The following is a 24,830-nucleotide window of genomic DNA, read 5'->3' as shown; positions in this document are numbered from 1 at the left end:
GGGACCGCCGGCTAGGAGAGCGGGCGTCCAGCCATCCGCTCCAGCCGCTCGATGCGCTCACGCATGGGCGGGTGGGTGGCGAACAGCTTGGTCATGGCGCCGCCGCGGAACGGGTTGGCGATCATGAGGTGCGAAGTGTTCACGAGTCGCTGATCCTGTGGCAGCGGCACCTGCTTCACGCCCGCTTCGATCCTGCGCAGGGCTGAGGCGAGCGCCAGCGGATCGCCGGTGAGCTCCGCACCGTCGTGGTCGGCGTCGTACTCCCTGGTGCGGGAAATGGCGAGCTGGATCAGCGAGGCGGCAAACGGGGCCAAGAGGGCCATGGCGATCATGGCAAACGGGTTGGCGTTCCGCCGGTCCCCGCCGCCGAAGAACAGCAGCATCTGGCCCACCGAAGTAATGACGCCGGCGACGGCGGCCGCGATGGACGAGGTGAGGATGTCGCGGTTGTAGACGTGCATGAGTTCATGCCCGAGGACGCCACGGAGTTCGCGGGCGTCGAGCAAGTTCAGGATGCCCGCGGTGCAGCACACAGCGGCGTTCTTCGGATTGCGTCCCGTGGCAAAGGCGTTGGGGGCCATGGTCGGAGAAATGTAGATCCGCGGCATGGGCTGGTTCGCCCGCACGGAGAGTTCCCGGACGATCTGATATAGCTGCGGAGCCTGCGCTTCCGACACCGGGTACGCGGCCATGGAGCGGATGGCGATCTTGTCGCTGTTCCAATATCCGTAGGCCGTTGTCGCGACGCCGATCAGAACCATGATCCAGATGGGCCCAGCACTGCGGGTGCTCGCGGCGATCAGGGCGCCAAGTCCCAGCAGCACTGCCCAGAGCACACCGAAAAGCGCTGCGGTCTTCAGTCCATTGTGATGATTGTGCACTTCACTACTTTCTTGCAGTCGGCCCGGTGTTGGTTCTGTTCCGATTAACGCCGACGGCGGCCCGGACGTTCCGCCCAACTGACTCGCATTTAATGTCGTTCTGGGCCGCCATAACGACAACAACTGCGAGCTACTTGGGCGTGTGGGCTCAACACGGGCTAGGGCACCGGACGGAGGGAATCGTAGCGGAGGAATCCGCGCTGCCCGCGCGCCACGAGCCACGCAAGCACTGCGCACAGCACGCCGCCCAGAAGCAGCACCCAGCCTTCGCTGAGAACTTTGGTGACGCCACCGGCGAGCATGTCCCCCACTCGGGGACCACCGGAAACCACCACGATGAACACGCCCTGCAGCCGTCCCCGCATGTGGTCCGGAGTGGCCGATTGCAGGATGGTGGTGCGGAAGACCGCGCTGACCGAGTCCGAGATTCCGGCAACGGCACAACACATTGCCGCCGGGATGATCCAGAGCGTCACGCCGCCGCGTCCGGCGTCCCCGGCAAGGACCACTACCAGGCCGAAAGCCGCGATCGAGAATCCCCATCCGGCCACGGACCATACCACCGCAGTGCCCTGGCGCCGCACCCTCCCCAAAGGTCCGGAGAACAACCCCGCCAGGAAGGCGCCGACAGCCACGGAAGCCAGCAGCACGCCCACGGTGGTGTCGCCACCCCCGATCATCGTGGCTCCGATCGCGGGCATGAGGGCGCGCGGCTGGGCGCAGATCATCGCAATGAGGTCGATGATGAAGGTCATCCGCAGGTTCGGCCGGGTGCCCAGGAAACGGAAGCCCTCGACGACGGAGCGCAGGCCGGGTGCCGACGCGTTCGCTGCCGCGGGAAGGGCCGGGAGCTTGAAAAGGCTCCACAGCGCGAAGGCGAAGCTCAGGGCATCGATCGTGTAGGTCCAGCCAAAACCGCTCGACGCGACCAGAACGCCGGCCAGCAGGGGGCCGGCCGTCATGGAAATACCCATGTTGAGCATGCTCAACGCGTTGGCGGCGGGCAGCAGTTCCTTGCGGACCAGCAAGGGAATAATGGCGCTGCGTGCCGGTCCGTTGATGCCTTGCGCACCGCTCTGGATCGCGACGAGGAGGAACAGGATCCAGACATTGTTCAGCTGGAACCACGCCTGGAGTGCCAGGGCCACGCTGCAGGCCCACAAAACGAGGGACGCAACAATGGCGACTTTCCGCCGGTCATAGGCATCCGAAAGTGCGCCGCCAAACAAACCCGCAATCACCAGCGGAACCAGGGCAAAGATGCTGAGCAGACCCACATAGAGGCTCTGCTGGGTGATGCTGTAGACCTCGAGGCTTACGGCAACCAGGGTCAACTGGGATCCGACCATCGACACCGACGAGCCCAGCCACAGGCGGCGGAATGCGGGGCTTTCGCGAAGCGGGGTCATGTCAGCCAGGAGTTTTGCCACCGTCCAACCCTATCCAGCAACCCGCCCATCCTCCCGGAGCGCCGCGGGCGTGGGGTTAGCGGCTGCGGTGAGGGCCGCCGTCGGGCAGGTTCACCTGAAGTTAGCCTCGCCTTATTGTGAAGCACTCATAATAAGTGCTTCAATGGGCGTATGGCAGATCACACGGCAGACCAGGAAGCATGGGCTTCCGCCTTGCATTCCCACGGACGCCGCGTGACCAAGCAGCGGCTTGCCGTCCTTGCTGCCGTTCAGCACAATCCACATTCCCCCGCCGAAGGCATCCTGGCTGCCGCACGCAAGGATCTTCCCGAACTGACAGCGCAGTCTGTTTATGTGGTGCTGAGCGACCTCACGGACCTGCAGATGCTGCGACGGTTCGAACCGCCCCACTCTCCCGCTCTCTACGAGACAAGGGTGGGCGACAACCACCACCACGCCGTCTGCATCAGTTGTGGCCGGGTGGAAGATGTCGACTGCGCAGTAGGCCATGCCCCCTGCCTCACCCCGCATTGGGATGAGCACTCCAAACCCATGACCATCCAGATCGCAGACGTCCTGTACCAAGGCATCTGCCAGGACTGCCAGGCCAAACAACAGCTTCCTACTCAAACGCAAGTAACCCACGAAATAGGAGAACGATGACCGCGAACATCTCGACCACCCAGTCGGGCGCCCCCGTCACCTCGGACGCGCATTCCCAGTCCGTCGGTGCCGATGGTGCCATCATCCTGACCGACCACTACCTGGTGGAAAAGCTCGCCCAGTTCAACCGCGAGCGCGTCCCGGAGCGTGTTGTCCACGCCAAGGGCGGCGGCGCTTTCGGTACCTTCAAGACTTCCTCGGACGTATCCAAGTACACCAAGGCTGCCCTGTTCCAGCCCGGCGTCGAGACGGACATGCTCATCCGTTTCTCCTCCGTGGCAGGCGAGAACGGCTCCCCGGACACGTGGCGCGACCCGCGCGGCTTCGCCGTCAAGTTCTACACTTCCGAGGGCAACTACGACCTGGTCGGCAACAACACCCCGGTGTTCTTCATCCGCGACGGCATCAAGTTCCCGGACTTCATCCACTCCCAGAAGCGGCTCCCGGGCACCCACCTGCGCGACGCCGACATGCAGTGGGACTTCTGGACCCTCTCGCCCGAGTCCGCACACCAGGTCACCTGGCTCATGGGCGATCGCGGCCTTCCGGCTTCCTGGCGTGAAATGCAGGGCTACGGCTCGCACACCTACCAGTGGATCAACGCCGAGGGCGAGCGCTTCTGGGTCAAGTACCACTTCAAGTCCAACCAAGGCGTCAAGACCATCACGGGCGACCAAGCCGCTGAACTGGCCGGCTCGGATGCGGACTTCTACATTCGCGACCTCCAGGAGAACATTGCCGCCGGCAACTTCCCGTCCTGGGAACTGCACATCCAGGTCATGCCTTACGAGGACGCCAAGACCTACCGCTTCAACCCGTTCGACCTCACCAAGGTGTGGCCGCACTCGGACTACCCGCTGATCCACGTGGGCACCATGGAGCTCAACAAGAACCCGGAAAACTACTTCGCGCAGATCGAGCAGGCCACCTTCGCGCCGTCGAACTTCGTTCCGGGTATCGCCGCCTCCCCGGACAAGATGCTGCAGGCCCGCATCTTCTCCTACGCTGACGCACACCGCTACCGCGTGGGCACCAACCACGCCCAGATCCCGGTGAACCAGCCGAAGAACCAAGTCAACAACTACAGCCAGGACGGCGCGGGACGTTACCTGTTCAATGCTCCTTCGGTTCCGGTCTACGCACCGAACTCCGTGGGTGGCCCGGCCACTGTTGAGCCACAGAACCCGGCCGGTGGCTGGGAGAACGACGGCGAGCTGACGCTCTCCGCGCACTCCCTGCATGCCGAGGACGGCGACTTCGTCCAGGCCGGCGCGCTGTACCGCGAGGTCTACGACGACGGCGCCAAGGCCCGCCTGCTCGAGACCATCACGGGCGCCGTGGGCGGTGTCAAGAGCCCCGGCATCAAGGAACGCGCCATCCAGTACTGGACCAACGTCGATGCTGAACTCGGTGCCAAACTGCGCGCCAACCTCGGCGCCGGCCAAAACGAGTCGGCTGCAGAGGCAGCCAACAAGCTGTAACAACGCCACCCATGAAGCAACCCCGCTGCGGAATCTCCGCGGCGGGGTTGCTTTTTTGATGCGCATGAATAGCGGGGGCTGTCGGCAGGTTTTCCACATAGCCGACAACGTCTCTGGCTAGCCCGGCCTTGTCGTCCATAGGATCCTTGCATGAGCACATTTACCGGGATCCCCGCAGCGGCAATCGCCTTCTATGCCGAGCTTGAAGAGAACAACAACCGCGAATGGTGGCTGGCGCACAAAGACATCTACGACTCCGCCGTGAAAGAGCCGTTGACACTGTTGCTGGAGGAGCTTGAGCCCCGATTCGGGCCGGGCAAGGTTTTCCGCCCCAACCGTGATATCCGTTTCTCCCAGGACAAGTCCCCGTATAAGACGGCACAGGGAGCATTTGCAGCCGACAACGAGGGCGTGGGCTTCTATCTCCAGCTCAGTGCAGACGGCCTGTTGATCGGCGGCGGATGCCACTCGCGCACCCCGGAACAGATCGCCCGGTTCCGTGCCGCTACGGATTCGCCGGCCAGCGGGGAAGAACTCCAGAAAATCGTCGATGCCATCGCCGCCGCAGGTTTCACGGTGGAGGGCGAGAAGCTCAAGACCGTTCCGCGTGGTTTCGACAAAGACCATCCACGCGCGGAGCTCTTGAAGCACAAGTCGTTGTCTGCAGGGGTCACCTTGGGAGAACCCGCATGGATGTCCGAGCCCTCAGCCAAGGAAGAAATCGCCAAGCGTTGGGAGGTGCTGCGCCCGCTCGTGGAGTGGGTCAACGAGCACGCCGCGCCATAATCATTGGGGTCGTTGCCGCGGCCGTGAGTTCGGCCGCGGCAATGAATCCGTGTCTGTTCAGACCTTGCTGAGGCTGTCCTCGTCGTCGCCGCTCGTGTCGGAAGCGGAGGCTCCGTCGGACGCGGAGGCCCCGTCGGACGAAGCGTCTTGCCCGGACACCACGGCCTTCGCGGACGCGAACTTCTCGTTCAGGCGGGAGTGGCGCTGACCGTAGGCAAAGTAGATTGCCAGGCCGATTGCCAGCCAGATGGCGAAAAAGATCCACGTCTCCACGGCCAGGTTTGTCATCAGGTAGACGCACAGGACGGCCGAAACCACCGGAAGCACCTTGCCGAAGGGAACCCGGAAAGCCGGCCTCAGATCCGGGCGCTTCTTGCGCAGGACCAGGATGCCGAGGCTGACCATCACGAAGGCCGAGAGGGTACCGATGTTGATCATCTCTTCGAGAACATCCACGTTTGTCAGACCGGCAACAATGGCTACGGCAGCGCCACAGATGATCTGGAGGCGGACCGGCGTCGAGCGCTTGTCGCTCGTCTTGGACAGGGCGCGCGGAAGCAGACCGTCGCGACTCATCGCAAGGACCACGCGTGCCAGGCCCATGAGCAGCACCATGATGACAGTGGTCAAACCAATCAGTGAGCCAAAGGCAATGACCTTGGCCGCGTCGGTGTTTCCGACCGCCTCGAAGGCCGTGGTCAGGGTGGGGTTCTTCGCTTGCGCCAGCTGGGTATACGACACCATGCCGGTCAGGGCGAGGGAGACCAGGATGTAGAGCAACGTCACGAGCGCCAGGCCGCCGAAGATACCCCGGGGCAAGGTCTTCTGCGGGTTCTTGACCTCTTCCGCGGAAGTCGCAACCACGTCGAAGCCGATGAAGGCAAAGAACACCAAGGCTGCGCCGGCGAAGATACCCAGCGTTCCGTACTGTGCCGGAACCGCGCCGGTGAGGAAGCCGAACAAGGACTGCTTCATGACATCCGCGCCGTCAGTGCCCCCTGTAGGCTGCGATGCCGGGACAAACGGCGCGTAGTTGGAGAATTTCACGTAGGTGAAGCCGACAACAATGACGAACAGCACCACGGCGATCTTGATCAGCGTGAAGACATTGCCCACGCGGGCGGAGAGCTTGGTACCGAGAACGAGGAGCACCGTGAAGATCGCAACAATCAGGAAAGCGCCCCAATAGAGATCCACGCCGCCGATGTTCAAGGCCGGGGGCATGTCCACACCCATGAGGGCAAACACGTTGCTCAAGTAGATGCCCCAGTACTTGGCGATGACTGCGGCTGCCGTAAACAGTTCAAGAATGAGGTTCCAGCCAATGATCCAGGCGAGGATCTCTCCCATCGTGGCGTAGGTGAAGACGTAGGCGGACCCAGCCACCGGGATGGCGGTGGCGAACTCGGCGTAGCACATGATGGCCAAGGCACACGTGACGGCTGCGACTGCAAAGGAGATCGTCACGGCCGGGCCGGCAAAGTTCGCGGCGGCCTTGGCGCCAACAGAGAAGATCCCGGCGCCGACGGCCACGGCAACGCCCATGATCATCAGATCCCAAGTACTGAGGGAACGCTTGAGCTTGCGTCCGGGCTCATCGGCGTCCGCAATGGACTGCTCGATCGATTTGGTCCTGAAGAGGTTCATAGGAGAGTCCACAATCTTGATGAGGGGGTAGAAACAGACTCATCAAGAGTAGTGTCCAGCCAATGGACCCCCACATTTGTCCCGAATCGTGAGACAAAAGCGCAGCCCATCTTCAGAGCTTGGGGACGTTCCAATCCATCAAGGTGGAACGGATAAGGAAACGCTTCCCCTCAGGCGATTCCACTGAGAAGCCACTCCCACGGCCGTCCACTACGTCCACGGTCAGATGGGTGTGTGACCAGTAATTGAACTGTTCCCGGGACATCCAGAACTCCACAGGCTGCGGCCGTTCGGGCTCGCCAATGTCGAAAAGTCCGAGCAGAACGTCCGAATCACCGGTAATGAATTCGCCGGCCGGGTAGCACATGGGTGAGGAGCCGTCGCAGCAACCACCTGACTGATGGAACATGAGCGGACCGTGCTGCTCCCACAACTTCCGGAGGAGTTCTCTGGAAACGGCGGTGAGCGCCACCCGGGAAAAGTCTTCCCCGGGCAGCGTCACTGCGGCGTCAAGCCTGTTGTGGCGCATTAGAACCTCAACACCACGCGGCCGTCGATCTTGGCATGCTTCATTTCGTCAAAGACCGCGTTTACCTCGGAGAGCTCCCGCGTGGAAACGGTCGGGTGGATTTTGCCTTGCGCGTAGAAGTCCAGCGCTTCCTCCAAGTCCTGGCGCGTTCCCACGATCGAGCCCCGGACGGTCAGGCCCTTGAGCACAATCTCGAAGATCGGCGCAGGAAAGTCGCCGGGAGGGAGTCCGTTGAAGACAATGGTCCCGCCACGCCTGGCCATGCCGATCGCCTGCCCGAAAGCCGAAGGATGCACGGCCGTGACCAGGACCCCGTGGCAGCCTCCGGTGTCCCGCTGGATGACTTCCGCCGGATCTTCGTGCAGGGCGTTGACCGTCAGCTCGGCGCCGTGTTTCCTGGCGAGGGCGAGCTTGTCGTCGGCAATGTCCACTGCGGCGACCCGCAGGCCCATGGCCACTGCGTACTGGACAGCGATGTGACCCAGGCCGCCGATGCCGGAAATGGTGACCCATTGGCCCGGCTTGGCTTCGGTCATCTTCAGGCCCTTGTAGACCGTGACTCCGGCGCACAGCACCGGAGCGACCTCCACGGGATCCGAACCTGCCGGAATCCTGGCTGCGAACCGGCTGTCCACCAGCATGTATTCCCCGAAAGAGCCGTCCACGCTGTAGCCTGCGTTCTTCTGGGCTTCGCACAGGGTCTCCCAACCGGTCCGGCAGAATTGGCAATCGCCACACGCTGACCAGAGCCAGGCGTTGCCCACGAGGTCTCCGATGGCCAGGTCGGTGACGCCTTCACCGAGGGCCACCACTTCGCCCACACCTTCGTGGCCGGGCACAAAGGGCGGTGAAGGCTTGACCGGCCAGTCCCCGTCCGCGGCGTGCAGGTCCGTGTGGCAGACACCGCTGGTGATGACCCTGACCAGCGCTTCCCCGCGTCCGGGAGTGGGAAGGGGAAGGGACTGGATTTGTAGCTCTTTTCCGAATTCTGTTACTACGGCTGCGTGCATTGTCGTCGTCATTGGCGAAATCCTTGCGTCGTCAAAACTAAAAGTGCGGTACGGGTGCTGCTTTCCTGAGGGGTGGCCAGGGAGGGCCGACGGAGGGACCTGGATTGGTCCCTCCGCCGGGTGGGGCGCGGCTTAGAAGAAGCCGAGCTTGTTCTCGTTGTAGCTGACCAGCAGGTTTTTGGTCTGCTGGTAGTGGTCCAGCATCATGGCGTGGTTTTCGCGTCCGATGCCGGAGGACTTGTAGCCGCCGAACGCGGCGCCCGCCGGGTAGGCGTGGTAGTTGTTGACCCAGACACGGCCGGCCTGGATTTCCCGGCCCGCCCGGTAGGCGACGTTGCCGTTGCGGGACCAGACACCGGCGCCGAGTCCGTAGAGGGTGTCGTTGGCGATGCCGATGGCGTCGTTGTAGTCGCTGAACTTCGTCACGGACACCACGGGGCCGAAGATCTCCTCCTGGAAGATCCGCATCCGGTTGTGGCCTTCGAAGATGGTCGGCTGGACGTAGTAGCCGCCGGCCAGGTCGCCGTCGAGCTGTGCGCGGGCGCCGCCGGTGAGGACCTTGGCGCCTTCCTGCTTTCCGATGTCGATGTAGGAGAGGATTTTTTCGAGCTGGTCGTTGGAGGCCTGGGCACCGAGCTGGGTGTCCGTGTCCAGCGGATTGCCCTGGATGATCTTGTTGGTCCGGGCCACGGCGTCTGCCATGAAGGAATCGTAGATGCCTTCCTGGACCAGGGCGCGGGAGGGGCAGGTGCACACTTCGCCCTGGTTGAAGGCGAAGAGCGTGAAGCCTTCCTGGGCCTTGTCGTAGAACGCGTCACTCTGCGCGGCGACGTCGTCGAAGAAGATGTTCGGGCTCTTGCCGCCCAGCTCCAGGGTCACCGGGATCAGGTTCTGGGACGCGTACTGGCTGATCAACCGGCCCGTGGTGGTTTCGCCGGTGAAGGCGATCTTTCGGATCCGCGGGCTGGACGCCAAAGGCTTGCCGGCCTCGACGCCGAACCCGTTGACCACGTTCACGACGCCGGCGGGCAGCAGGTCGCCGATCAGTTCCATGAGGACCAGGATGGAGGACGGAGTCTGCTCTGCGGGCTTGAGGACGACGGCGTTGCCCGCGGCAAGTGCCGGGGCGAGCTTCCACACGGCCATGAGGATCGGGAAGTTCCAGGGGATGATCTGGCCCACCACACCCAGCGGCTCATGGAAGTGGTACGCCGTGGTGTCTTCGTCCAGCTGGGACAAGTGGCCTTCCTGGGCACGGATCGCGGAGGCGAAGTAGCGGAAGTGGTCCGCCGCGAGCGGAATGTCCGCGTTCAGGGTTTCCCGGATCGGCTTGCCGTTGTCCCACGTCTCGGCCACAGCAAGCAGCTCGACGTTCTCATCGATCCGGTCGGCGATCTTGTTCAGGACCGCGGCGCGTTCCGTGGCCGAAGTCTTACCCCAGGAAGGAGCCACCTTGTGCGCGGCGTCCAGTGCCAGCTCGATGTCCTCGGCCGTGCCCCGGGCCACCTCGCAGAAGGCCTTCCCGGTCACCGGGGTGATGTTCTCGAAGTACTGCCCCTTGACCGGGGCAACCCACTCCCCGCCGATCCAGTTCTCGTAACGGTCCTTGAACGTGACCTTCGAACCTTCGGCACCCGGCTGTGCATAAACAGTCATCTGTAGCTCCTTTGCTGCGCATGATGGTGGCGTTGCTGTGCCATCAGCGTAGGAGCGGGAAGGTTGCAAGCAGGTTGCAACCCTGTGGTTCAGATCACTTCGGGGACGTACCCCCCTGCCGCGCCGGGGAAGTTAGAGTCCTGCGGGGAAATCGTAGGAGCTCGGAACCCGCGAAGGTGCGGTTCCAAAGGAGAGGACCACCTCGTCGTGGGCCTTGAGAACCACGGCCGATACCGGCGCATTCTGCTTTGCGCCGTTCACGTAGGCGGTCCAACCGCCGGTCCCGCTGTGCGGTGCTCCGGTGGCATCCTTACCGTCCAGGACTCCCCACTCGCTGAGGACCTGGCCGAGCGTGTACTTCAGGCCCGGCGTGGGCGCTTCGATGTGGATGACGCCGGACGTGTCGTGGGTGTGCAGCGCCGAGATTCCGTTGGGCTGCCCGTCGGCACCGAAACTGAAGCCGATCTCAGCCGGGACGGTGACGGCTTTGCCATCAACCAGGACGTCCAGGTGGGCGTGATAGTGCTCGGCTGTGCCTTCGGCGGTCAGGATATCCAGGCCTGCGGCCTTGATTCTCTGGGCGCCAGCGGCTGGATCGAGTTCCCAACCGGCAAGGGCAGCTGTGGTGGCCGCAGTTGACGTCGTTGCCGATGCGGGCGCAGTCTGGGCGGGTGCCCCACAGGCTGTGGCTCCGGCAAGGAGTCCGGACATGGTCAGGGCAACGGCGAGGCGTTTGTTCAACACGGAGGAGGCTTCTTTCGTTTGGCTCGGTTCTACGATAAGGGCCGAAACTCCGTTCTTCCCGAGTGCTACACGAGGGGCCCGCTTCAGGCCGACAGTTCGGTTTCCAGGCGTTCAAGCTCGGCGACGACGGCGGCCCGCTTCGGCGAGCGCGGCGGCAGGAGCCTGAGGGCGGCACGCCGGACGTCGACGTCGTCCTTCGCCTCAGGCAGCCCGGCATACTTGAGCAGCGCCTCGGCACTGCCGTCGTTCAGGACCGCTTCGCGCAACAGCGCCGATACCTTCTCGCGGAGCTCGACAATGCCGGGTGCTTCCGAATGCGGAAGGACGGCGCCTTTGTAGATCTCCAGCGCGATGCGGTGGGCGCCCCGCTGCAGGCAGGACAGCACCTGGGCGGCATCCTGGCCGAGGTCGATCGGGAGCCGGTACGGGCGGGATTCCGGGACCGCGGCGGGGTCGAGCTCGTGGAGAACCTTCCGCAAGCGCACCATTTCGGCGCGCAATGTCACGCTCGAGCCGTCCCCCGGATACAGGGCCAGGGCGAGTTCCTCGGCGCTGAGTCCCTCGGGACGGGTACCCAGCAACGCAAGGATCTCGCTGTGCCTCGCGGACAGTGGAATACTGCGCCCTCCCATGCTCAACAAGGCCTGGTCCCGGCCCAGCAGCTGGAGGCTGTTCCGGTATAGTCCGGTCCCCTGGCGCGAGCCGGCGGCGGGAGGCGAGTTCCGGCGTCGGGCAGGCGCAGAGTGCTTGGTGGCCGCGAGCTGGAGCCTCTCCACGCGCAATTGCGCCTGCGCGGCCGCCACGGTTGCCTCGACGAGGGAAAGCGTGTGGGGTGCGACGGCGGCTTCCGTGCCGGTGATGTCGACGACGCCGAGCAGGGCCCCCGAGTCAGGGTCGTGGAACGGAACCGCGGTGCAGCTCCACGGGTGGACGGAGCGTTTGTAATGCTCGGCGCCGGAAATCTGGATGCCGCGGCCCAACGCGAGCGCCGTGCCCGGAGCACTCGTGCCGACCGCGGCTTCGGACCAGTCCGCGCCGGCCACGAACATCATGCCTTCGGCGCGGCGGCGCATCGCTGGATTACCGTCCACCCACAGCAAGCGGCCCAGCTCATCCCCCACGGCGACCAGCAGGCCGCTCTCATAGCTGGGCTGGATGAGGAGCTTCTGGATGACGGGCATGATGGTGGCCAGGGGGTGCTGCCGGCGGTATTCCTCGAGTTCGTCGAGGTCGATGACCAGCGGCGCCTCGGGTTGGTCCGGGTTCGCTTTGAGCTGCGCGGATCGCTGCCAGGATTCCTTGATCAGCTTGCGCAGGCCGGGAAGCTCCGTGGCGTCCCGGAGACCATAGCGCCACGATTCCAGTTGCTCGTGCCCTGCCCGGGCGTGATGCTGCAGCAGCTCGGCGGGGTCGGAGACCGAAGCTGCCGGATGGATCGGATTCTTCATCGAACTCCCAAAACCGGACGCAGCACAGTACGGGCCAGTCTAGTTGCGTCGCACGGCTTTGCCTATGGGGCGACAGCGGCCCGTAGGCTGCGTTCCGGAACGCAGCCGACGGCCCACACCCACGGTTTCGCCGCCACCCGGCGGTGACCCGCTAGCCGCGTGAGATCTCGATCATGTCCTCGCGCGGAACCACCTTGATGCGTTCGCGTACGACGCCGGCGTCCGGGTTTTCGGCGGTCCATGCGGCACCGAGGGCTACTTCGTGCGCATCGAGCTTGTTCCAGCCTTCCCAGGTGGTGTACTCGATGCCCCGTTCTTCCAGGAGGTTGATGATGGCCTGCGGATCCGGGTTTTCGGCCGGGGGCAGGGTGAGGCGGTCCTCCAGGAGGCAACCGATGGTCTCCAGGGCGTCGCCCTTGGTGTGCCCGATCAGGCCGACCGGTCCGCGCTTGATCCAGCCGGTCGCGTAGATCCCGGGCACCGGCTTGCCGTCGGCGTCCAGCACCCGTCCGCCGTCGTTCGGAATGACACCTCGGCGGGCGTCGTACTCAAGTTCTTCCAGCGGGGAACCGTGGTAGCCGATGGCGCGGTAGACGGCCTGGATCGGATAGTCCACGAACTCGCCGGTGCCCTTGGCGTTGCCTGTGCCGTCCAGTTGCATGCGCTCGAACTTGATGCCGGACACTTTCCCGGAGCCGTCTTCGGAAACGATCTCCACCGGACTGTGCAGGAAATGCAGGTGCAACCGCCGGGACGAGGGCTGCTCAGCTTCGGCATGTTCCTCGACGAGCCAGTTGGTCAGCGTGTTGACCATGGTCTTGATCTGGTTGTTGCTGCGGATGGCCTCGTCCGAGGCTTCGTCAAACTCGAAATCTTCCGGGTACAGCACAATGTCCACGTCGTTGGAGTGCGAGAGCTCGCGCAGTTCCAGCGGAGTGAACTTGATCTGGGCTGGACCGCGCCGGCCGAAGACGTGCACATCCGTGACCGGGGAAGCCTTGAGGGCCCCATACACGTTGTCCGGGATTTCGGTCACCAGGAGGTCATCGGCGTGCTTTGAGAGCATACGGGCCACGTCCAGCGCCACGTTGCCGTTCCCGATGACTGCCACTTCCTTGGCATCCAGCGGCCATTCGCGAGGCACGTCGGGGTGGCCGTCGTACCACGAGACGAAATCGGCTCCGCCGAAGGAGCCATCAAGCTCGATGCCCGGGATGTTCAGCTCCGCGTCCTTGATGGCCCCGGTGGAGAAGATCACGGCGTCGTAGAAAGAGCGGAAGTCATGCAGCGTGAGGTCGCGGCCGTACGTCACATTGCCGAGGAAGCGGATGTCTCCGCGGTCCAGGACCTTGTGCAGCGCGTTGACGATGCCTTTGATGCGGGGGTGGTCCGGAGCAACGCCGTAGCGGATCAGGCCGTACGGTGCAGGGTATGCCTCGAAAAGGTCGATACTGACCTCGACGTCGCCATCCTTGACCTCATTCGATTTAGTCAGGATATCCGCGGCGTACACGCCGGCCGGTCCTGCGCCGACAATGGCGACGCGCAACGGACGTTTTGAGGTGGTTTCGGCCGAGTTGGACACCGTGAACCCTTCTGAGACAGGAAACCGCCCCGCGTAGTGGGGCGCGCAGTTTCCAATTCTAGTTCGCAGTTGTGGCCGGAGCGGCAGTACGTGGCGGGAGGTGACACAACCGGGCGAGGAAAATCACAAAAACTTTCCGGCCGTACGGTCAGGAATACCCTCGCAAAATGTGATGTTGTTGACTTTGTGTCTACGCCCGAGCAAACCGTGCCTGCCCAGTCCAACACCAGTGCTTCTTCAGCTTCAGCAGCCGCTGCTGCCACGGCAAAGAAGGAGACGACGGCGGGCGTCGTGTTCGGTATCGGGGCGTACGGCCTGTGGGGCCTGCTTCCGCTCTACTTCGTGGTGCTGCAACCCGCCGGAGCCGTGGAAATCGTCGCCAACCGGGTGGTGTGGTCGCTCATTTTCTGCGCCCTGCTCATCACCATCACCCGGACGTGGCGCCTCCTCGGCAATGCCTTCAGGGACCGGGCCGTCCTCGGACCGCTCGCGATGGCTGCCGGGCTGATCGCCATCAACTGGCTGACGTACACCTTCGGCGTCACCACCGGGCACGCGGTCGAAGCTTCGCTCGGCTATTTCATCAACCCGCTCGTGTCGGTGCTCCTTGGGGTGTTCGTCCTGAAGGAAACGCTCCGCCCGCTCCAGTGGGCCGCCGTCGTGATCGGATTCATTGCCGTCGGCGTCCTGACGGTTTCCTATGGAAAGCTGCCGTGGATCGCTTTGGTCCTGGCGTTCAGCTTTGGCCTCTACGGTTTCGTGAAGAAGCGCGTAGGACCGAAAGTCAATGCCATCACGAGCCTCACGGTGGAGACCGTGGTCCTCGCTCCCGTTGCCGGCGCCACCATGCTTGTCCTTGGCCTCATGGGAGCAGGTACTTTGGGAAGCAACGGCCCGGGCCACTTCTGGCTGCTGGCGGCTTCGGGCATCATCACCGCCGTGCCCCTGCTCTTCTTCGGTGCCTCCGCACGCCGCCTGCCCATGACCACCATCGGCCTGCTGCAATACTTCGCGCCGATCCTCCAGTTCATCGTGGCTTTGGCGGTCCTCCACGAGGCCATGACGCCGGACCGCTGGGTGGGCTTCGGGATCGTGTGGCTGGCGCTGCTGCTCCTGACCCTCGACATGCTGCGCACGGCACGCAAGAACTCGGTCATCAGGAAAAACGCACGGCTCAGCGCCGCCTAGGACCGCCGGACATGCTCATTGCTACCCAGCACCAGTGGACATGCTCATTGACGTCCAGTGGACATGCTCATTGTTAAACGCCAAGGATGGACATAGTCACACTATGTCCATCCCTTGCACCTAGAGGCGGGCATGTCCCCCTGAAGGTTGCGGCTAAGCGTTGGCCTTGATGGCTGCAGCCAGGACCTCGAGGCCGTCCAGGAGCAGTTCGTCGCTGATGACCAGCGGCGGCAGCAGACGGATGACGTTGCCGTAGGTGCCGCAGGTCAGGATGATGACGCCTTCCTGGAGGCACGCCGCGGCAACGGCCTTGGTCAATTCCGCGTTCGGTTCCTTGGAGCCGGCCTGTACCAGTTCGATGGCCAGCATGGCGCCGCGGCCGCGGACGTCGCCGATGGCGGGAACTTCCGAAGCGAGCTCACGCAAGCGGCCGAGTGCGACTTCCTCGATGTGGCGGGCCCGGGCGTTGAGGTCGTGCTGCTCCATGGTGCCGATGGCCGCAAGCGCTGCGGCGCAGGCAACGGGGTTGCCACCGTAGGTGCCGCCGAGGCCGCCCGGGTGGACGGCGTCGAGCAGGTCCGCGCGGCCGGTGATCGCGGACAGCGGGAGGCCGCCGGCAATGCCCTTCGCCATGGTGATGATGTCCGGGACAACACCCTCGTGGTTGACGGCGAACCATTCACCCGTGCGGCAGAAACCGGACTGGACCTCGTCGGCAATGAAGACGATGCCCTTTTCCTTGGCCCACGCGGACAGTGCCGGCAGGAAGCCCTCGGCGGGAACGATGAAGCCGCCCTCGCCCTGGATCGGTTCGATGATGATCGCGGCAACCTGGTCGCCGCCGATCTGCTTCTCGATCATGGTGATGGCGCGCTTGGCGGCCTCGGCACCGGTGATCTCCGGGTTTTCCTCGCGGAACGGGTAGCTCATCGGCATGCGGTAGACCTCGGGCGCGAACGGGCCGAAGTTGGTCTTGTACGGCATGGCCTTGGCGGTGAGCGCCATGGTCAGGTTGGTGCGGCCGTGGTAGGCGTGGTCGAAAGCGACGACGGCGTCACGGCCGGTTGCCAGGCGTGCCACCTTGACGGCGTTCTCCACAGCTTCGGCGCCCGAGTTGAAGAGCACGGTGCGCTTCTCGTGGTCGCCCGGGGTGAGGCGGTTCAGCTGCTCGGCGACGGCGACGTAGCCCTCGTACGGGGTGACCATGAAGCAGGTGTGGGTGAAGTGCGCTGCAGCGTCCTGGACGGCGGCGACGACGGCGGGGTCCGAGGCACCAACGCTCGTGACGGCGATGCCGGAGCCGAGGTCGATGAAGGAGTTGCCGTCGACGTCGCGGATGATGCCGCCGTCGGCATCCTCAACGTAGACCGGCACGCCCGAAGACACACCGGCAGCGACGACGGCGGCGCGGCGCTCGTTCAGGGCCTGCGACTTGGGGCCGGGGAAGGCGCCGTTGATGCTGCGCTTCTGGTCCAGGCGGTAGGTGATTTCATGTGCTGTTGCGGTCATGATGGTTCTTTCTTTCTTATGCTTGCCGTGTGTGGGCGTCGGGCGCTAGGCGCCTGAGTTAGGCATCAAGGGCGGACATGACGTGCTTGATGCGCGTGTAGTCCTCGACGCCGTACATGGACAGGTCCTTGCCGTAGCCGGACTGCTTGAAGCCGCCGTGGGGCATCTCAGCGGTCAGCAGGATGTGGGTGTTGATCCAGACCGCGCCGAAGTCCAGGTCGCGGCTCATCCGCATCGCGGTGCCATGGTCCGTGGTCCAGACGCTGGAGGCCAGGGCGTATTCGACGTCGTTCGCGAGCTCGAGTGCCTCGGCCTCGGTGGTGAACTTCTGGACGGTGATGACGGGACCGAAGGTTTCCTTCTGGACGACGTCGTCGCTCTGCTTGGCGCCGGTGATGATGGTGGGCTCGAAGAAGAAGCCCTTCTCACCTGCGCGGTGGCCGCCGGTTTCGATCTTGCAGTTGGCCGGGAGGTGCTCCACTACCGAGTTCACGGCGTTGAAGTGGTTCACGTTGTTGAGCGGGCCGAAGTAGTTCTCGTCGTCGTTCTGCGAACCCGTGTGCAGCGTCTTGGTGTGCTCCACCATCGCGGCAACCATGTCGTCGTGGATGGAGTCCTCGATCAGCACGCGGGTGATGGCCGTGCAGTCCTGGCCGGCGTTGAAGAAGGCGAATTCGGCGATGGCCGCTGCGCTCTTCTTGATGTCGGCGTCCTTGAAGACGATGGCCGGGGCCTTGCCGCCGAGCTCCAGGTGGGCACGTTTGAGGCCCTTGGCCGCTCCGCTGGCTACGGCAATGCCGGCACGGACGGAACCGGTGATCGAGACGAGGCCCGGGACGTTGTGCTCGACCATCATGGACCCGGTGGCTCCGTTGCCGAGGACCACGTTGAGGACGCCGGCCGGGAAGATCTCCCCCGCCAGGCGGGCCAGGACCAAGGTGGATTCCGGCGTGGTGTCAGAGGGCTTGAGAACAACAGTGTTGCCTGCGGCGAGGGCTGGGCCGATCTTCCAGATACCCATGAGGAACGGGTAGTTCCACGGGGCAACCTGGGCCACGACGCCGATCGGTTCGCGGCGGACGTACGAGGTGTGGCCCTCGAAGTATTCGCCTGCGGACTTGCCTTCCATGATGCGCGCGGCGCCGGCGAAGAAGCGGAGCTGGTCTGCACCGGCGGCAACTTCCTCGGATGCAATGAGGGCGCGGACCTGGCCGGTGTTGCGGTGCTGTGCCTCAACGAGCTCATCGCTGTTGGCCTCGATGGCGTCGGCGAGCTTGAGCAGCATGAGCTGGCGCTGGCCCGGCGTGACATGCTTCCAGGACTTGAAAGCTTCCTTCGCCGCGTTCATGGCGGCATCGACGTCGGCCGCCGTGGAGATAGGCGCATGGGCCACAATCTCTCCGTTGGTGGGGTTCACGATGTCGAGCAGTTCGGTGCCTGCCGGCGTGACGAACTCGCCGTTGATGAAGTTCTGCAAGGTTTGGACCACGGTGTACAACCTCTTTCGGTGTCTAGGCATTGGTTGCAGCTGCTCCGAGCCTATGCCAGCACCCCGCAGCGCGGAATAGTCAGGTGCACACCCCGACCACCACGGCTTAGTGCGAATGACCAGTGCAGGGATATCCTTTTTGGCATGGCAATGTCACTCGCCGCGCTCGTCGCCGTCCCCTCACTTCGACTCCGCAAAGCCGGCCTCGCGGAAACCACCTGGAACGAAGACATCCGATGGGTGGCCGTGACGGAGCAGGAGGATCCCCAACGCTTCCTCAATGGCGGCGAACTGATCCTGACCACGGGGCTCAGGCTCAACGGCGCCGCGGAACAGCGCCGTTTCGTGCGCCAGGTCCAGCGCGCGGGAGCAGTCGGCATCGGCTTCGGGACCGGGCTGACCCATGAAGCCGTGCCCTCCGCCCTCGTTGCGGAAGCGAACCGCTGGGGCCTGCCCCTCGTGGAAGTCCCCTACGAGACCCCTTTCATCGCCATCGGAAAACTCGTGGCCGATTCCCAATCCGCCGACCACTACTCCAAGCTGGAGCGCCTCATCGCCGGCCACCAGATCCTGGCCCGGGCCCTGCTGACCGGTGGCGGCCTCGGCGAATTGCTCAAGCAGTTGGGCAGCATGCTCCGGACCGATATCGCGCTCACCCAGTTCAGCGCCCAGCTTTACAACAGCGTGCCCGGCAAACCCGCGCCGACGGCTGACGATTGGGCGTCCTTTCCCATTCCGACAGGCCGTCGCGACGCCTGCACGCTATGGATCAGGCAACCCTTCGGGGACACCGGGATTGTCAGTTATGCGCAGAACCTGATCAGCGTGGAACTCAACAACATGGTCAAGCAGCGCCAGAGCCAACGGGCCTTGGCGGGCCAGGTACTGGACGATGTCATCCACGGAACCCTGGACACGGTGGAGGGTGCCCGCCGCCTGGCCGGCGTCGGAATCAACAGCACGCGCAAGAACGTGGTGCTGCTGGTGGTTTCAACAGCCCATCACAAGCAACTCGGGAGCACATCGCTTCCGCAGTCGCTCGACGGCGGGGTGACCGCCGTCGTCGGGAAGGACCTGGTGACGGTAGTGCCCGACGACGGCAGTTCCGCGAGCGCGCTCGCCAAGGACCTCAGTGATCACCTTTTGGAGGCGGGGATCCACGCGGTGATCGGAATCGGCGGCGCGTACACGAAGCCGAACGGCGTGCGTTGGAGCTACTTCGAAGCGCGCGACGCCGTGGCGCACGGCCTGCCGGTCAACGAGCCCGAGCGGCTCAGCCTGACCTCGCTGTTGCTGGCGAGCGAGGATGTGCCGTTGGCGGACATGGCCAGCGAGGCGCTCACCCCCCTGCGCAAGTTCGACGCCGCGCACGGCTCGGAGCTCGTTTCAACCCTGGAAAGCTACCTCAACCACAATGGTTCGGTGGCCGCCGTCGCTGAAGCCCTGACCCTGCACCGCAACACGGTGCGCTACCGGCTGGCGCAAATCACGGACCTTACCGGTTATGACCCCGCCCAGACGCCGGACCGCGTGCAGCTGTGGCTCGCCCTGGCGGTGCAACGGCTGGGCGCCCGCAACCCGCGCTAAGGTTCCCTGCCGCCGTCGGTCCTCCCCACCCGCCGTCGCCGTCGGCCCTCCCCAACTAACTCGCATTTGTTGTCGTTACGAGCGTCCAAAACGACATTAAGTGCGAGTCAGTTGGGCTCCCGCCGCGGCACAGAGAGATTCGCCACAAAACTTCGCGCGCCAAACATCAAACGTCTAACCTTTAAGCATGGCTTCGACTCACCCGACTCCCCACGCAACGGAAACAACAACTGTGCCCACCACCGGCGGTACTGTAGCGCCGAAATCCAAGGTGGTCGCCGTCGTCGGGATCATCGCCGTCATCCTCATCGGCCTGAACCTGCGTGCCGGCATCACGAGCGCGGCGGCGCTGTTCCACGATTTGCAGGCATTCCTCGGATACGGGGCGCTCGTCGCGTCGATTCTTCCGTCGATCCCCTTGCTGTGCTTCGCCGTCGCGGGTTTGGGTACCTCGTGGCTATCGCGCCGGATCGGCGTCGAGAAATCGATCTTCGTCGCGCTCGCCATGTTGGCCGCCGGGCTCCTGGTCCGCAGCGTCCCCGCAACCGGTGCGCTCCTCGCCGGAACAGTGCTGGCGATGTCCGGCCTGGCAGTGTGCAACGTGGCCATGCCGTCGTACATCCGCGAGCACTACGCAAGCAGGACGTCCATGATGACCGGTCTCTACACCTTCACGATGTCCGCGGGTGCCACCTTCGCCGCGGCGGTCAGCGTGCCCTTGGCGCAGCAACTGGGCTCGCCGTCGATGGGCCTGGCCGCATGGGGACTCCTTGGCGTCGCCGCACTCCTTGGCTTCCTTCCGATGGTCCTCCACACCCACCGCTCATCACGCAAGGCCAGCCAAGAGCACGTGTCGATGTGGCCGCTCCTGCGCACCCGGCTGGGATTCCTTATCACTTCCATCTTCACGTTGCAGGGCCTCCTGGCGTATGCCGTGATGAGTTGGTTTGCCTACATCCTGACAACCCAGGGACTCAGCGCCTCCGAGAGCGGCCTCCAGTTCGGACTCATGCAGCTGGTGTCCGTGGCTGGTGGCATGATCCTCCTGGCCATCGGCTCGCGGCCCGGCATGATGCGACCTGCCCTGTACCTCGGCAGCGGGACCACCCTCCTGGCAATCCCCGCAATGCTTCTGCTGCCGACGTCGTTCGCCTCGGTTCCCGCCGTGATGTTCGGTTTCGGTCTGGGCATCTTCCCCCTGGTCCTGGTGATCATCAGCCGCAGCGGGCGTACGACGGCGGAGACCACCGCCATGTCCACTGTCGCCCAGTCCGTGGGGTACTTGATCGCGGCGTTGGGACCGTTCGGCATGGGCCTGCTCCACAGTGCCACCGGCGCTTGGACCCTTCCCTTGGCACTCCTTGCCTTGGTGGCGCTGGCCCTCATGGTGACGGGCCACCAGCTGACCAGCAAACGGACGCCGATCAAGGCCGGACCAAGGCCTGTTGCATGAGCCTGACACCTTCGCACCGGCCCGCCTTGGCCGAGGAAGTCACCAGGCAACTGCGCAGCATGATCCAGTCCGGTGAGTGGCCGCTACAGGAGAAGATTCCGGCCGAGCCGGAGCTCATGGCCTCGCTGGGAGTCTCCCGCGGGACGCTCCGCGAAGCCATCAAAGCTTTGGCCCACAGCGGCATGTTGGAGGTCCGCCGGGGTGACGGAACCTATGTCCGGGCCACGAGCGAGATCTCCGGCGCAGCCCAGCGGATGTACAAGGAACACACGCAGGAGCACGTGGTCGAAGTCCGGGTGGGGCTCGACACCCAAGCCGCCCGGCTAGCCACGAAGCACGCTACCGCCGAGGACATCGCCGCCATGCGCGCACTGCTCCAACTGCGCCACGACGCTTGGCTCGCGGCCGACTACCCCGCGTGGGCCCGGGCCGATTGGGATTTCCACGAACGGGTGGCGCTGGCTTCGGGCAATCCGTTGCTGCACCAGTTGTATGTTTCCTTCGGCGGGGTCTTCAACGACGACCTGCTGCGCCAACAACGCAAGGCCGGCTTCAACGGCATCCCGCACGAAGGCCACGACGAACTGGCTGACGCCATCGAAGCACGCGACGAAGCTGCCGCCGTCGCGAGCGTGTACCGCAACCTGGACTTTGCCGCGGAGTGGCTCAACAGCTGACGCCATCTTCCCCGACGCCCGCTCACATCTAGTGAGCGAGCGTCCGCAGCGAGTCCGGGATCTAGCCTGAAGCGGCGCCCGTCAGTTCGACACCGGCATCAGCTGCCTCGCGGAAGGGCGCGTCGATGAGCACCACGTCGCGGCCTGCACGATGCAGCAGGCTTGCGGCGACGCTTGCCCGATAACCGGAGGTGCAATGCACCCAGATCCTGGCCGTCGGCAATTCGTCCACACGGCGCAAAAGCTCGTGCAATGGAACATTCGCCGCGCCTTGGACGTGTGAGGCGGAAAATTCCTCGGTACGGCGCACGTCCAGCACCGTTTCACCCGGAGCCCGGTCCCGCACGAGCCCGGCCCAGTCGGTGATCGGATACTGCACCAACAACGCGCCGGGTGCCAGAGCCCCGGGATCCACGCCGACGGCGGCATCCGGGGAGTCGAATCCGATCCTCGCGAGGTCGCGGATAGCCTTTTCGACGTCGGCATGGGCACCCAGCAGGGTCAGCGGCTGGTTCCATGGCAGGACCCAACCAAGGTAGCTCGTGAAGCTCGATCCCGTCCCGTATTCAAAGGCCACGCTGCCACGCAGGTGGCTCGCAGCGAACGCGACCCGGTTGCGAAGGTCCACCACCCATTCCCCGGCCTCGAGCCTGCGCTCCAGTTCGGCGGGTTCCACGGATTCCGGCATGTCGAGTATCGCCGGGCCCGGACCGAGTGCATTGAGCGGGCTCATATGCGCGTAGTAGCTCGGGTAGGCCGTGATATTCGCCAGGAGGTGCCTGACAAAGTGGTCTTCGTCCGGGTCAGTGAGCGCATGGTTGCTTGCGGCCTGCTCCCCGATCGTCGATGCGGGGATCCTGCTCGCGGGACCGATGGAGCAGAACGAACCGAAGCCATGGGTGGGATACAGGATCGCATCCGGTGTTGCCTCAGCGACGAGCCGCCGGACCGAGGCGTATTGATCATGGGCCAGTCCGGCGGTCTCCTCCGGGCCAATCAAATCCGTCCGGCCCACAGAGCCGTAGAGCAGGCTGCCACCCGAGAACACGGCTAGCCGGACGCCAGTGCCGGCGTCGGGGTCCGAAACGACATAGGCCAGGTGTGTGTGCGTGTGGCCCGGCGTGGCCACGGGCTTGACTGAAAGTCTGCCTACCTTGAACGCCCGCCCCGGGACAACCGGCTCCCGCTCAAACGCTACGTTGTCCGCCGCATTCACCAGGTAGCGGGCGTTGTGGTCACGGGCAAGGATGAGGCCGCCGGTGAGGTAGTCGTTGTGGAGGTGGGTCTCAGCGACATGCGTGATGGCCACTCCCGCAGCGCGCGCCGCTGTTTCGACGCGGTCGGTGTCACGTTGGGGGTCGATCACGAGCGCCACCGTACCGTCGTGAACGAGGTAGCTGCGGTCCCCCAATTGGGTCGTTTCGACGACGACGACGTCCATGCGGAAAGTTTAGCCCCGATAACGCGCAACGCGGGGTCACTTAGCGCCCATTCCGATGCCCCGGATGGGCGCCAAGTGACCCCGCGTTGGAGATTTAGACCTGGGCAGCCACGCCGTCGCGGGAGATATCCACCATGTCCTCACGCGGGACAACCTTGATGCGTTCGCGCTGGACCTCGACGCCGTGCGAGGTGCCGGCGTCGGACGCTGCGGCACCCAGAGCGAGCTCGTGGGCGTCCAGGGCCAGCCAACCTTCCCAGCTGGTGAACTTCACACCGCGGGCGTCCAGGAGCTCGACGACGGCGTCCGCCTCGGGAACGGCAGCAAACGGCAGGTTTTCACGGTCTTCCAGGAGGTACATGACCGTCTCCAGTGCGTCGCCCTTGGTGTGGCCGATGAGGCCGACGGGGCCACGCTTGATCCAACCCGTGGCGTAGAGGCCAGGAACGTGCTCGCCGGAAGCGTCCAGCACGCGGCCGCCGTCGTTCGCGACGACCCCGCGCTTGTGGTCGAACTCAACGTCCGGCAGCGCGGAACCGAAGTAGCCGATCGCGCGGTACACGGCCTGGACCGGGTAGTCGACGATCTCGCCGGTACCACGCGCGTTGCCTGTGCCGTCCAGCTCGGTGCGCTCGAACTTGATCGCGGCAACCTTGCCCGGGGTCTCTGCGGAATCCACGATTTCCACCGGACTGTGCAGGAAGTGCAGGTGCAGCCGGCGGGATGCCTTGAGCTCGGAGAGGTCCTCGGGCTGCTCGGCGATCCAGTTGGTGAGCGTGCCCACCATGGTCTTGGTCTGGTTGTTCGTCTGGATCTGGCGGTCCGACTCTTCGTCGAACTCGAAGTCCTCGGCGTAAAGGATGATGTCCACGTCCTTGGAGTGGGACAGTTCGCGGAGCTCCAGCGGGGTGAACTTCACCTGCGCCGGTCCACGGCGGCCGAAGACGTGTACGTCGGTGACCGGGGAAGCCTTGAGGCCCGCGTAGACGTTGTCCGGAATCTCGGTCACGAGAAGGTCGTCGGCGTGCTTGGAGAGGACCCGGGCAACGTCGAGTGCGACGTTGCCGTTGCCGAGCACGGCCACCGAGCTGGCGTCGAGAGGCCATTCGCGGGAAACGTCGGGGTGCCCGTCGTACCAGGAGACGAAGTCGGCACCACCGAAGGAACCCTCGAGCTCGATGCCCGGGATGTTCAGGTCCGCGTCCTTGATGGCGCCGGTGGCGAAGACGACGGCGTCGTAGTGGGTGCGGAGGTCTTCGATGGAGATGTCCGTGCCGTAGTCGACGTTGCCGAAGAAGCGGATGTCCCCGCGGTCCAGGACCTTGTGCAGCGCGTTGACGATGCCCTTGATGCGGGGGTGGTCCGGAGCGACGCCGTAGCGGATCAGGCCGTAGGGGGCCGGGTAGCGGTCGAAGAGATCGATGCTGACCGTCAGCTCGCCGCTCTTGACGGCCTCGCTCTTGGTCAGGATGTCAGCTGCGTAGACGCCGGCCGGGCCGGAGCCGACGACGGCGACGCGCAGCGGACGTGCGGCGGTTCCTACGGTGGTGCTAGATGACACGGCTGTGTTCCTTTTCAGTGTGCTTCCCAACTGGCTCGCAATTGTTGTCGTTATGAGGGCTCATAACGACACCTAATGCGAGCTAG

20 protein-coding genes are annotated in these 24,830 nt (G+C 64.5%); 7 read left to right on the top strand and 13 right to left on the bottom strand.

What is annotated here, in order from left to right; all coding sequences use genetic code 11:
- Positions 1-11: 11 nt before the first annotated feature.
- Both htpX and KNN17_RS00635 read right to left on the bottom strand, forming a co-directional pair.
- Positions 12-881, bottom strand: coding sequence for a zinc metalloprotease HtpX (htpX, locus tag KNN17_RS00640; protein WP_241707042.1), 870 nt, complete (start codon positions 879-881; stop codon positions 12-14).
- Between the two features lie 158 nt (positions 882-1,039).
- Entirely contained in the window at positions 1,040-2,311 is a 1,272-nt protein-coding gene (locus KNN17_RS00635; protein ID WP_241707041.1) for an MFS transporter, read from the bottom strand.
- A 150-nt stretch (positions 2,312-2,461) separates the two neighbouring features.
- Between KNN17_RS00635 and KNN17_RS00630 the strand changes: the two genes are divergently transcribed.
- The 3 genes from KNN17_RS00630 (at position 2,462) to KNN17_RS00620 (ending at position 5,220) form a co-directional block, all read left to right on the top strand.
- Positions 2,462-2,953: a Fur family transcriptional regulator gene (locus KNN17_RS00630; protein WP_184738401.1), complete on the top strand. Its 492-nt coding sequence runs from the start codon at positions 2,462-2,464 to the stop codon at positions 2,951-2,953.
- Positions 2,950-4,434, top strand: coding sequence for a catalase (locus KNN17_RS00625; protein WP_241707040.1), 1,485 nt, complete (start codon positions 2,950-2,952; stop codon positions 4,432-4,434). The genes KNN17_RS00630 and KNN17_RS00625 overlap by 4 nt, the downstream gene beginning before the upstream one ends.
- Positions 4,435-4,584: 150 nt before the next feature.
- Positions 4,585-5,220, top strand: a complete 636-nt coding sequence (locus KNN17_RS00620; RefSeq protein WP_078108012.1) for a DUF2461 domain-containing protein — start codon at positions 4,585-4,587, stop codon at positions 5,218-5,220.
- A gap of 57 nt (positions 5,221-5,277) precedes the next feature.
- On the opposite strand, the gene KNN17_RS00615 is transcribed toward KNN17_RS00620, so the two are convergent.
- The 7 genes from KNN17_RS00615 to KNN17_RS00585 all read right to left on the bottom strand — a co-directional run bounded on the left by KNN17_RS00615 (position 5,278) and on the right by KNN17_RS00585 (position 13,839).
- Positions 5,278-6,867: an amino acid permease gene (locus KNN17_RS00615; RefSeq protein ID WP_241707039.1), complete on the bottom strand. Its 1,590-nt coding sequence runs from the start codon at positions 6,865-6,867 to the stop codon at positions 5,278-5,280.
- A 112-nt stretch (positions 6,868-6,979) separates the two neighbouring features.
- On the bottom strand, positions 6,980-7,396 hold the full coding sequence (locus tag KNN17_RS00610; protein WP_078108010.1) for a DUF779 domain-containing protein: 417 nt from the start codon (positions 7,394-7,396) through the stop codon (positions 6,980-6,982).
- Positions 7,396-8,418, bottom strand: coding sequence for an alcohol dehydrogenase AdhP (adhP, locus tag KNN17_RS00605; RefSeq protein WP_241707038.1), 1,023 nt, complete (start codon positions 8,416-8,418; stop codon positions 7,396-7,398). The genes KNN17_RS00610 and adhP overlap by 1 nt, the downstream gene beginning before the upstream one ends.
- 120 nt (positions 8,419-8,538) lie before the next feature.
- Complete coding sequence (exaC, locus tag KNN17_RS00600) at positions 8,539-10,062, bottom strand: acetaldehyde dehydrogenase ExaC (RefSeq protein WP_241707037.1); 1,524 nt, start codon at positions 10,060-10,062, stop codon at positions 8,539-8,541.
- Positions 10,063-10,194: 132 nt separating this feature from the next.
- Positions 10,195-10,806 carry a hypothetical protein gene (locus tag KNN17_RS00595; RefSeq protein ID WP_241707036.1) on the bottom strand — a complete coding sequence of 204 codons (612 nt, stop codon included), beginning with the start codon at positions 10,804-10,806 and terminating at the stop codon, positions 10,195-10,197.
- A gap of 83 nt (positions 10,807-10,889) precedes the next feature.
- Positions 10,890-12,254 carry a GAF domain-containing protein gene (locus tag KNN17_RS00590; RefSeq protein ID WP_078108008.1) on the bottom strand — a complete coding sequence of 455 codons (1,365 nt, stop codon included), beginning with the start codon at positions 12,252-12,254 and terminating at the stop codon, positions 10,890-10,892.
- 151 nt (positions 12,255-12,405) lie between these two features.
- Positions 12,406-13,839 carry an FAD-dependent oxidoreductase gene (locus KNN17_RS00585; protein ID WP_241707035.1) on the bottom strand — a complete coding sequence of 478 codons (1,434 nt, stop codon included), beginning with the start codon at positions 13,837-13,839 and terminating at the stop codon, positions 12,406-12,408.
- 291 nt (positions 13,840-14,130) lie between these two features.
- On the opposite strand from KNN17_RS00585, the gene rarD reads away from it, so the two are divergent.
- Positions 14,131-15,027 carry an EamA family transporter RarD gene (rarD, locus tag KNN17_RS00580; RefSeq protein WP_241707152.1) on the top strand — a complete coding sequence of 299 codons (897 nt, stop codon included), beginning with the start codon at positions 14,131-14,133 and terminating at the stop codon, positions 15,025-15,027.
- Between the two features lie 153 nt (positions 15,028-15,180).
- Here the strand turns inward: rarD and gabT are convergent, their stop codons facing one another.
- A complete protein-coding gene (gene gabT, locus KNN17_RS00575; RefSeq protein WP_078107999.1) occupies positions 15,181-16,536 on the bottom strand; it encodes a 4-aminobutyrate--2-oxoglutarate transaminase in 1,356 nt (451 codons plus the stop codon).
- Positions 16,537-16,594: 58 nt separating this feature from the next.
- A complete protein-coding gene (locus KNN17_RS00570; protein ID WP_241707034.1) occupies positions 16,595-18,025 on the bottom strand; it encodes a gamma-aminobutyraldehyde dehydrogenase in 1,431 nt (476 codons plus the stop codon).
- Positions 18,026-18,169: 144 nt separating this feature from the next.
- Between KNN17_RS00570 and KNN17_RS00565 the strand changes: the two genes are divergently transcribed.
- The 3 genes from KNN17_RS00565 (at position 18,170) to KNN17_RS00555 (ending at position 21,742) form a co-directional block, all read left to right on the top strand.
- Positions 18,170-19,612: a PucR family transcriptional regulator gene (locus tag KNN17_RS00565; protein WP_241707033.1), complete on the top strand. Its 1,443-nt coding sequence runs from the start codon at positions 18,170-18,172 to the stop codon at positions 19,610-19,612.
- 187 nt (positions 19,613-19,799) lie between these two features.
- Entirely contained in the window at positions 19,800-21,065 is a 1,266-nt protein-coding gene (locus KNN17_RS00560; protein ID WP_241707032.1) for an MFS transporter, read from the top strand.
- Positions 21,062-21,742 (top strand): FadR/GntR family transcriptional regulator, encoded by a 681-nt coding sequence (locus KNN17_RS00555; protein ID WP_241707031.1) that lies wholly within the window; start codon positions 21,062-21,064, stop codon positions 21,740-21,742. The genes KNN17_RS00560 and KNN17_RS00555 overlap by 4 nt, the downstream gene beginning before the upstream one ends.
- A gap of 61 nt (positions 21,743-21,803) precedes the next feature.
- Here the strand turns inward: KNN17_RS00555 and KNN17_RS00550 are convergent, their stop codons facing one another.
- Both KNN17_RS00550 and KNN17_RS00545 read right to left on the bottom strand, forming a co-directional pair.
- Positions 21,804-23,183, bottom strand: a complete 1,380-nt coding sequence (locus KNN17_RS00550; protein ID WP_241707030.1) for an MBL fold metallo-hydrolase — start codon at positions 23,181-23,183, stop codon at positions 21,804-21,806.
- Between the two features lie 94 nt (positions 23,184-23,277).
- Positions 23,278-24,744 carry an FAD-dependent oxidoreductase gene (locus KNN17_RS00545; protein WP_241707029.1) on the bottom strand — a complete coding sequence of 489 codons (1,467 nt, stop codon included), beginning with the start codon at positions 24,742-24,744 and terminating at the stop codon, positions 23,278-23,280.
- Positions 24,745-24,830 lie beyond the last annotated feature (86 nt).

Source organism: Arthrobacter bambusae (genome assembly GCF_022606295.1).
In the GTDB taxonomy this organism is placed as follows: Bacteria; Actinomycetota; Actinomycetes; order Actinomycetales; family Micrococcaceae; genus Arthrobacter; species Arthrobacter bambusae_A.
Note: the sequence above shows the minus strand (reverse complement) of the source record. Positions and strands in the feature narration are given on the sequence as shown.

Bases quoted from the DNA above. Each gene is read 5' to 3' on its own strand.
- KNN17_RS00630 (WP_184738401.1), top strand. From the start codon at position 2,462: ATGGCAGATCACACGGCAGACCAGGAAGCATGGGCTTCCGCCTTGCAT.
- KNN17_RS00625 (WP_241707040.1), top strand. From the start codon at position 2,950: ATGACCGCGAACATCTCGACCACCCAGTCGGGCGCCCCCGTCACCTCG.
- KNN17_RS00620 (WP_078108012.1), top strand. From the start codon at position 4,585: ATGAGCACATTTACCGGGATCCCCGCAGCGGCAATCGCCTTCTATGCC.
- KNN17_RS00615 (WP_241707039.1), bottom strand. From the start codon at position 6,867: ATGAACCTCTTCAGGACCAAATCGATCGAGCAGTCCATTGCGGACGCC.
- KNN17_RS00610 (WP_078108010.1), bottom strand. From the start codon at position 7,396: ATGCGCCACAACAGGCTTGACGCCGCAGTGACGCTGCCCGGGGAAGAC.
- adhP (WP_241707038.1), bottom strand. From the start codon at position 8,418: ATGACGACGACAATGCACGCAGCCGTAGTAACAGAATTCGGAAAAGAG.
- exaC (WP_241707037.1), bottom strand. From the start codon at position 10,062: ATGACTGTTTATGCACAGCCGGGTGCCGAAGGTTCGAAGGTCACGTTC.
- KNN17_RS00590 (WP_078108008.1), bottom strand. From the start codon at position 12,254: ATGAAGAATCCGATCCATCCGGCAGCTTCGGTCTCCGACCCCGCCGAG.
- gabT (WP_078107999.1), bottom strand. From the start codon at position 16,536: ATGACCGCAACAGCACATGAAATCACCTACCGCCTGGACCAGAAGCGC.
- KNN17_RS00565 (WP_241707033.1), top strand. From the start codon at position 18,170: ATGGCAATGTCACTCGCCGCGCTCGTCGCCGTCCCCTCACTTCGACTC.
- KNN17_RS00560 (WP_241707032.1), top strand. From the start codon at position 19,800: ATGGCTTCGACTCACCCGACTCCCCACGCAACGGAAACAACAACTGTG.
- KNN17_RS00555 (WP_241707031.1), top strand. From the start codon at position 21,062: ATGAGCCTGACACCTTCGCACCGGCCCGCCTTGGCCGAGGAAGTCACC.
- KNN17_RS00550 (WP_241707030.1), bottom strand. From the start codon at position 23,183: ATGGACGTCGTCGTCGTCGAAACGACCCAATTGGGGGACCGCAGCTAC.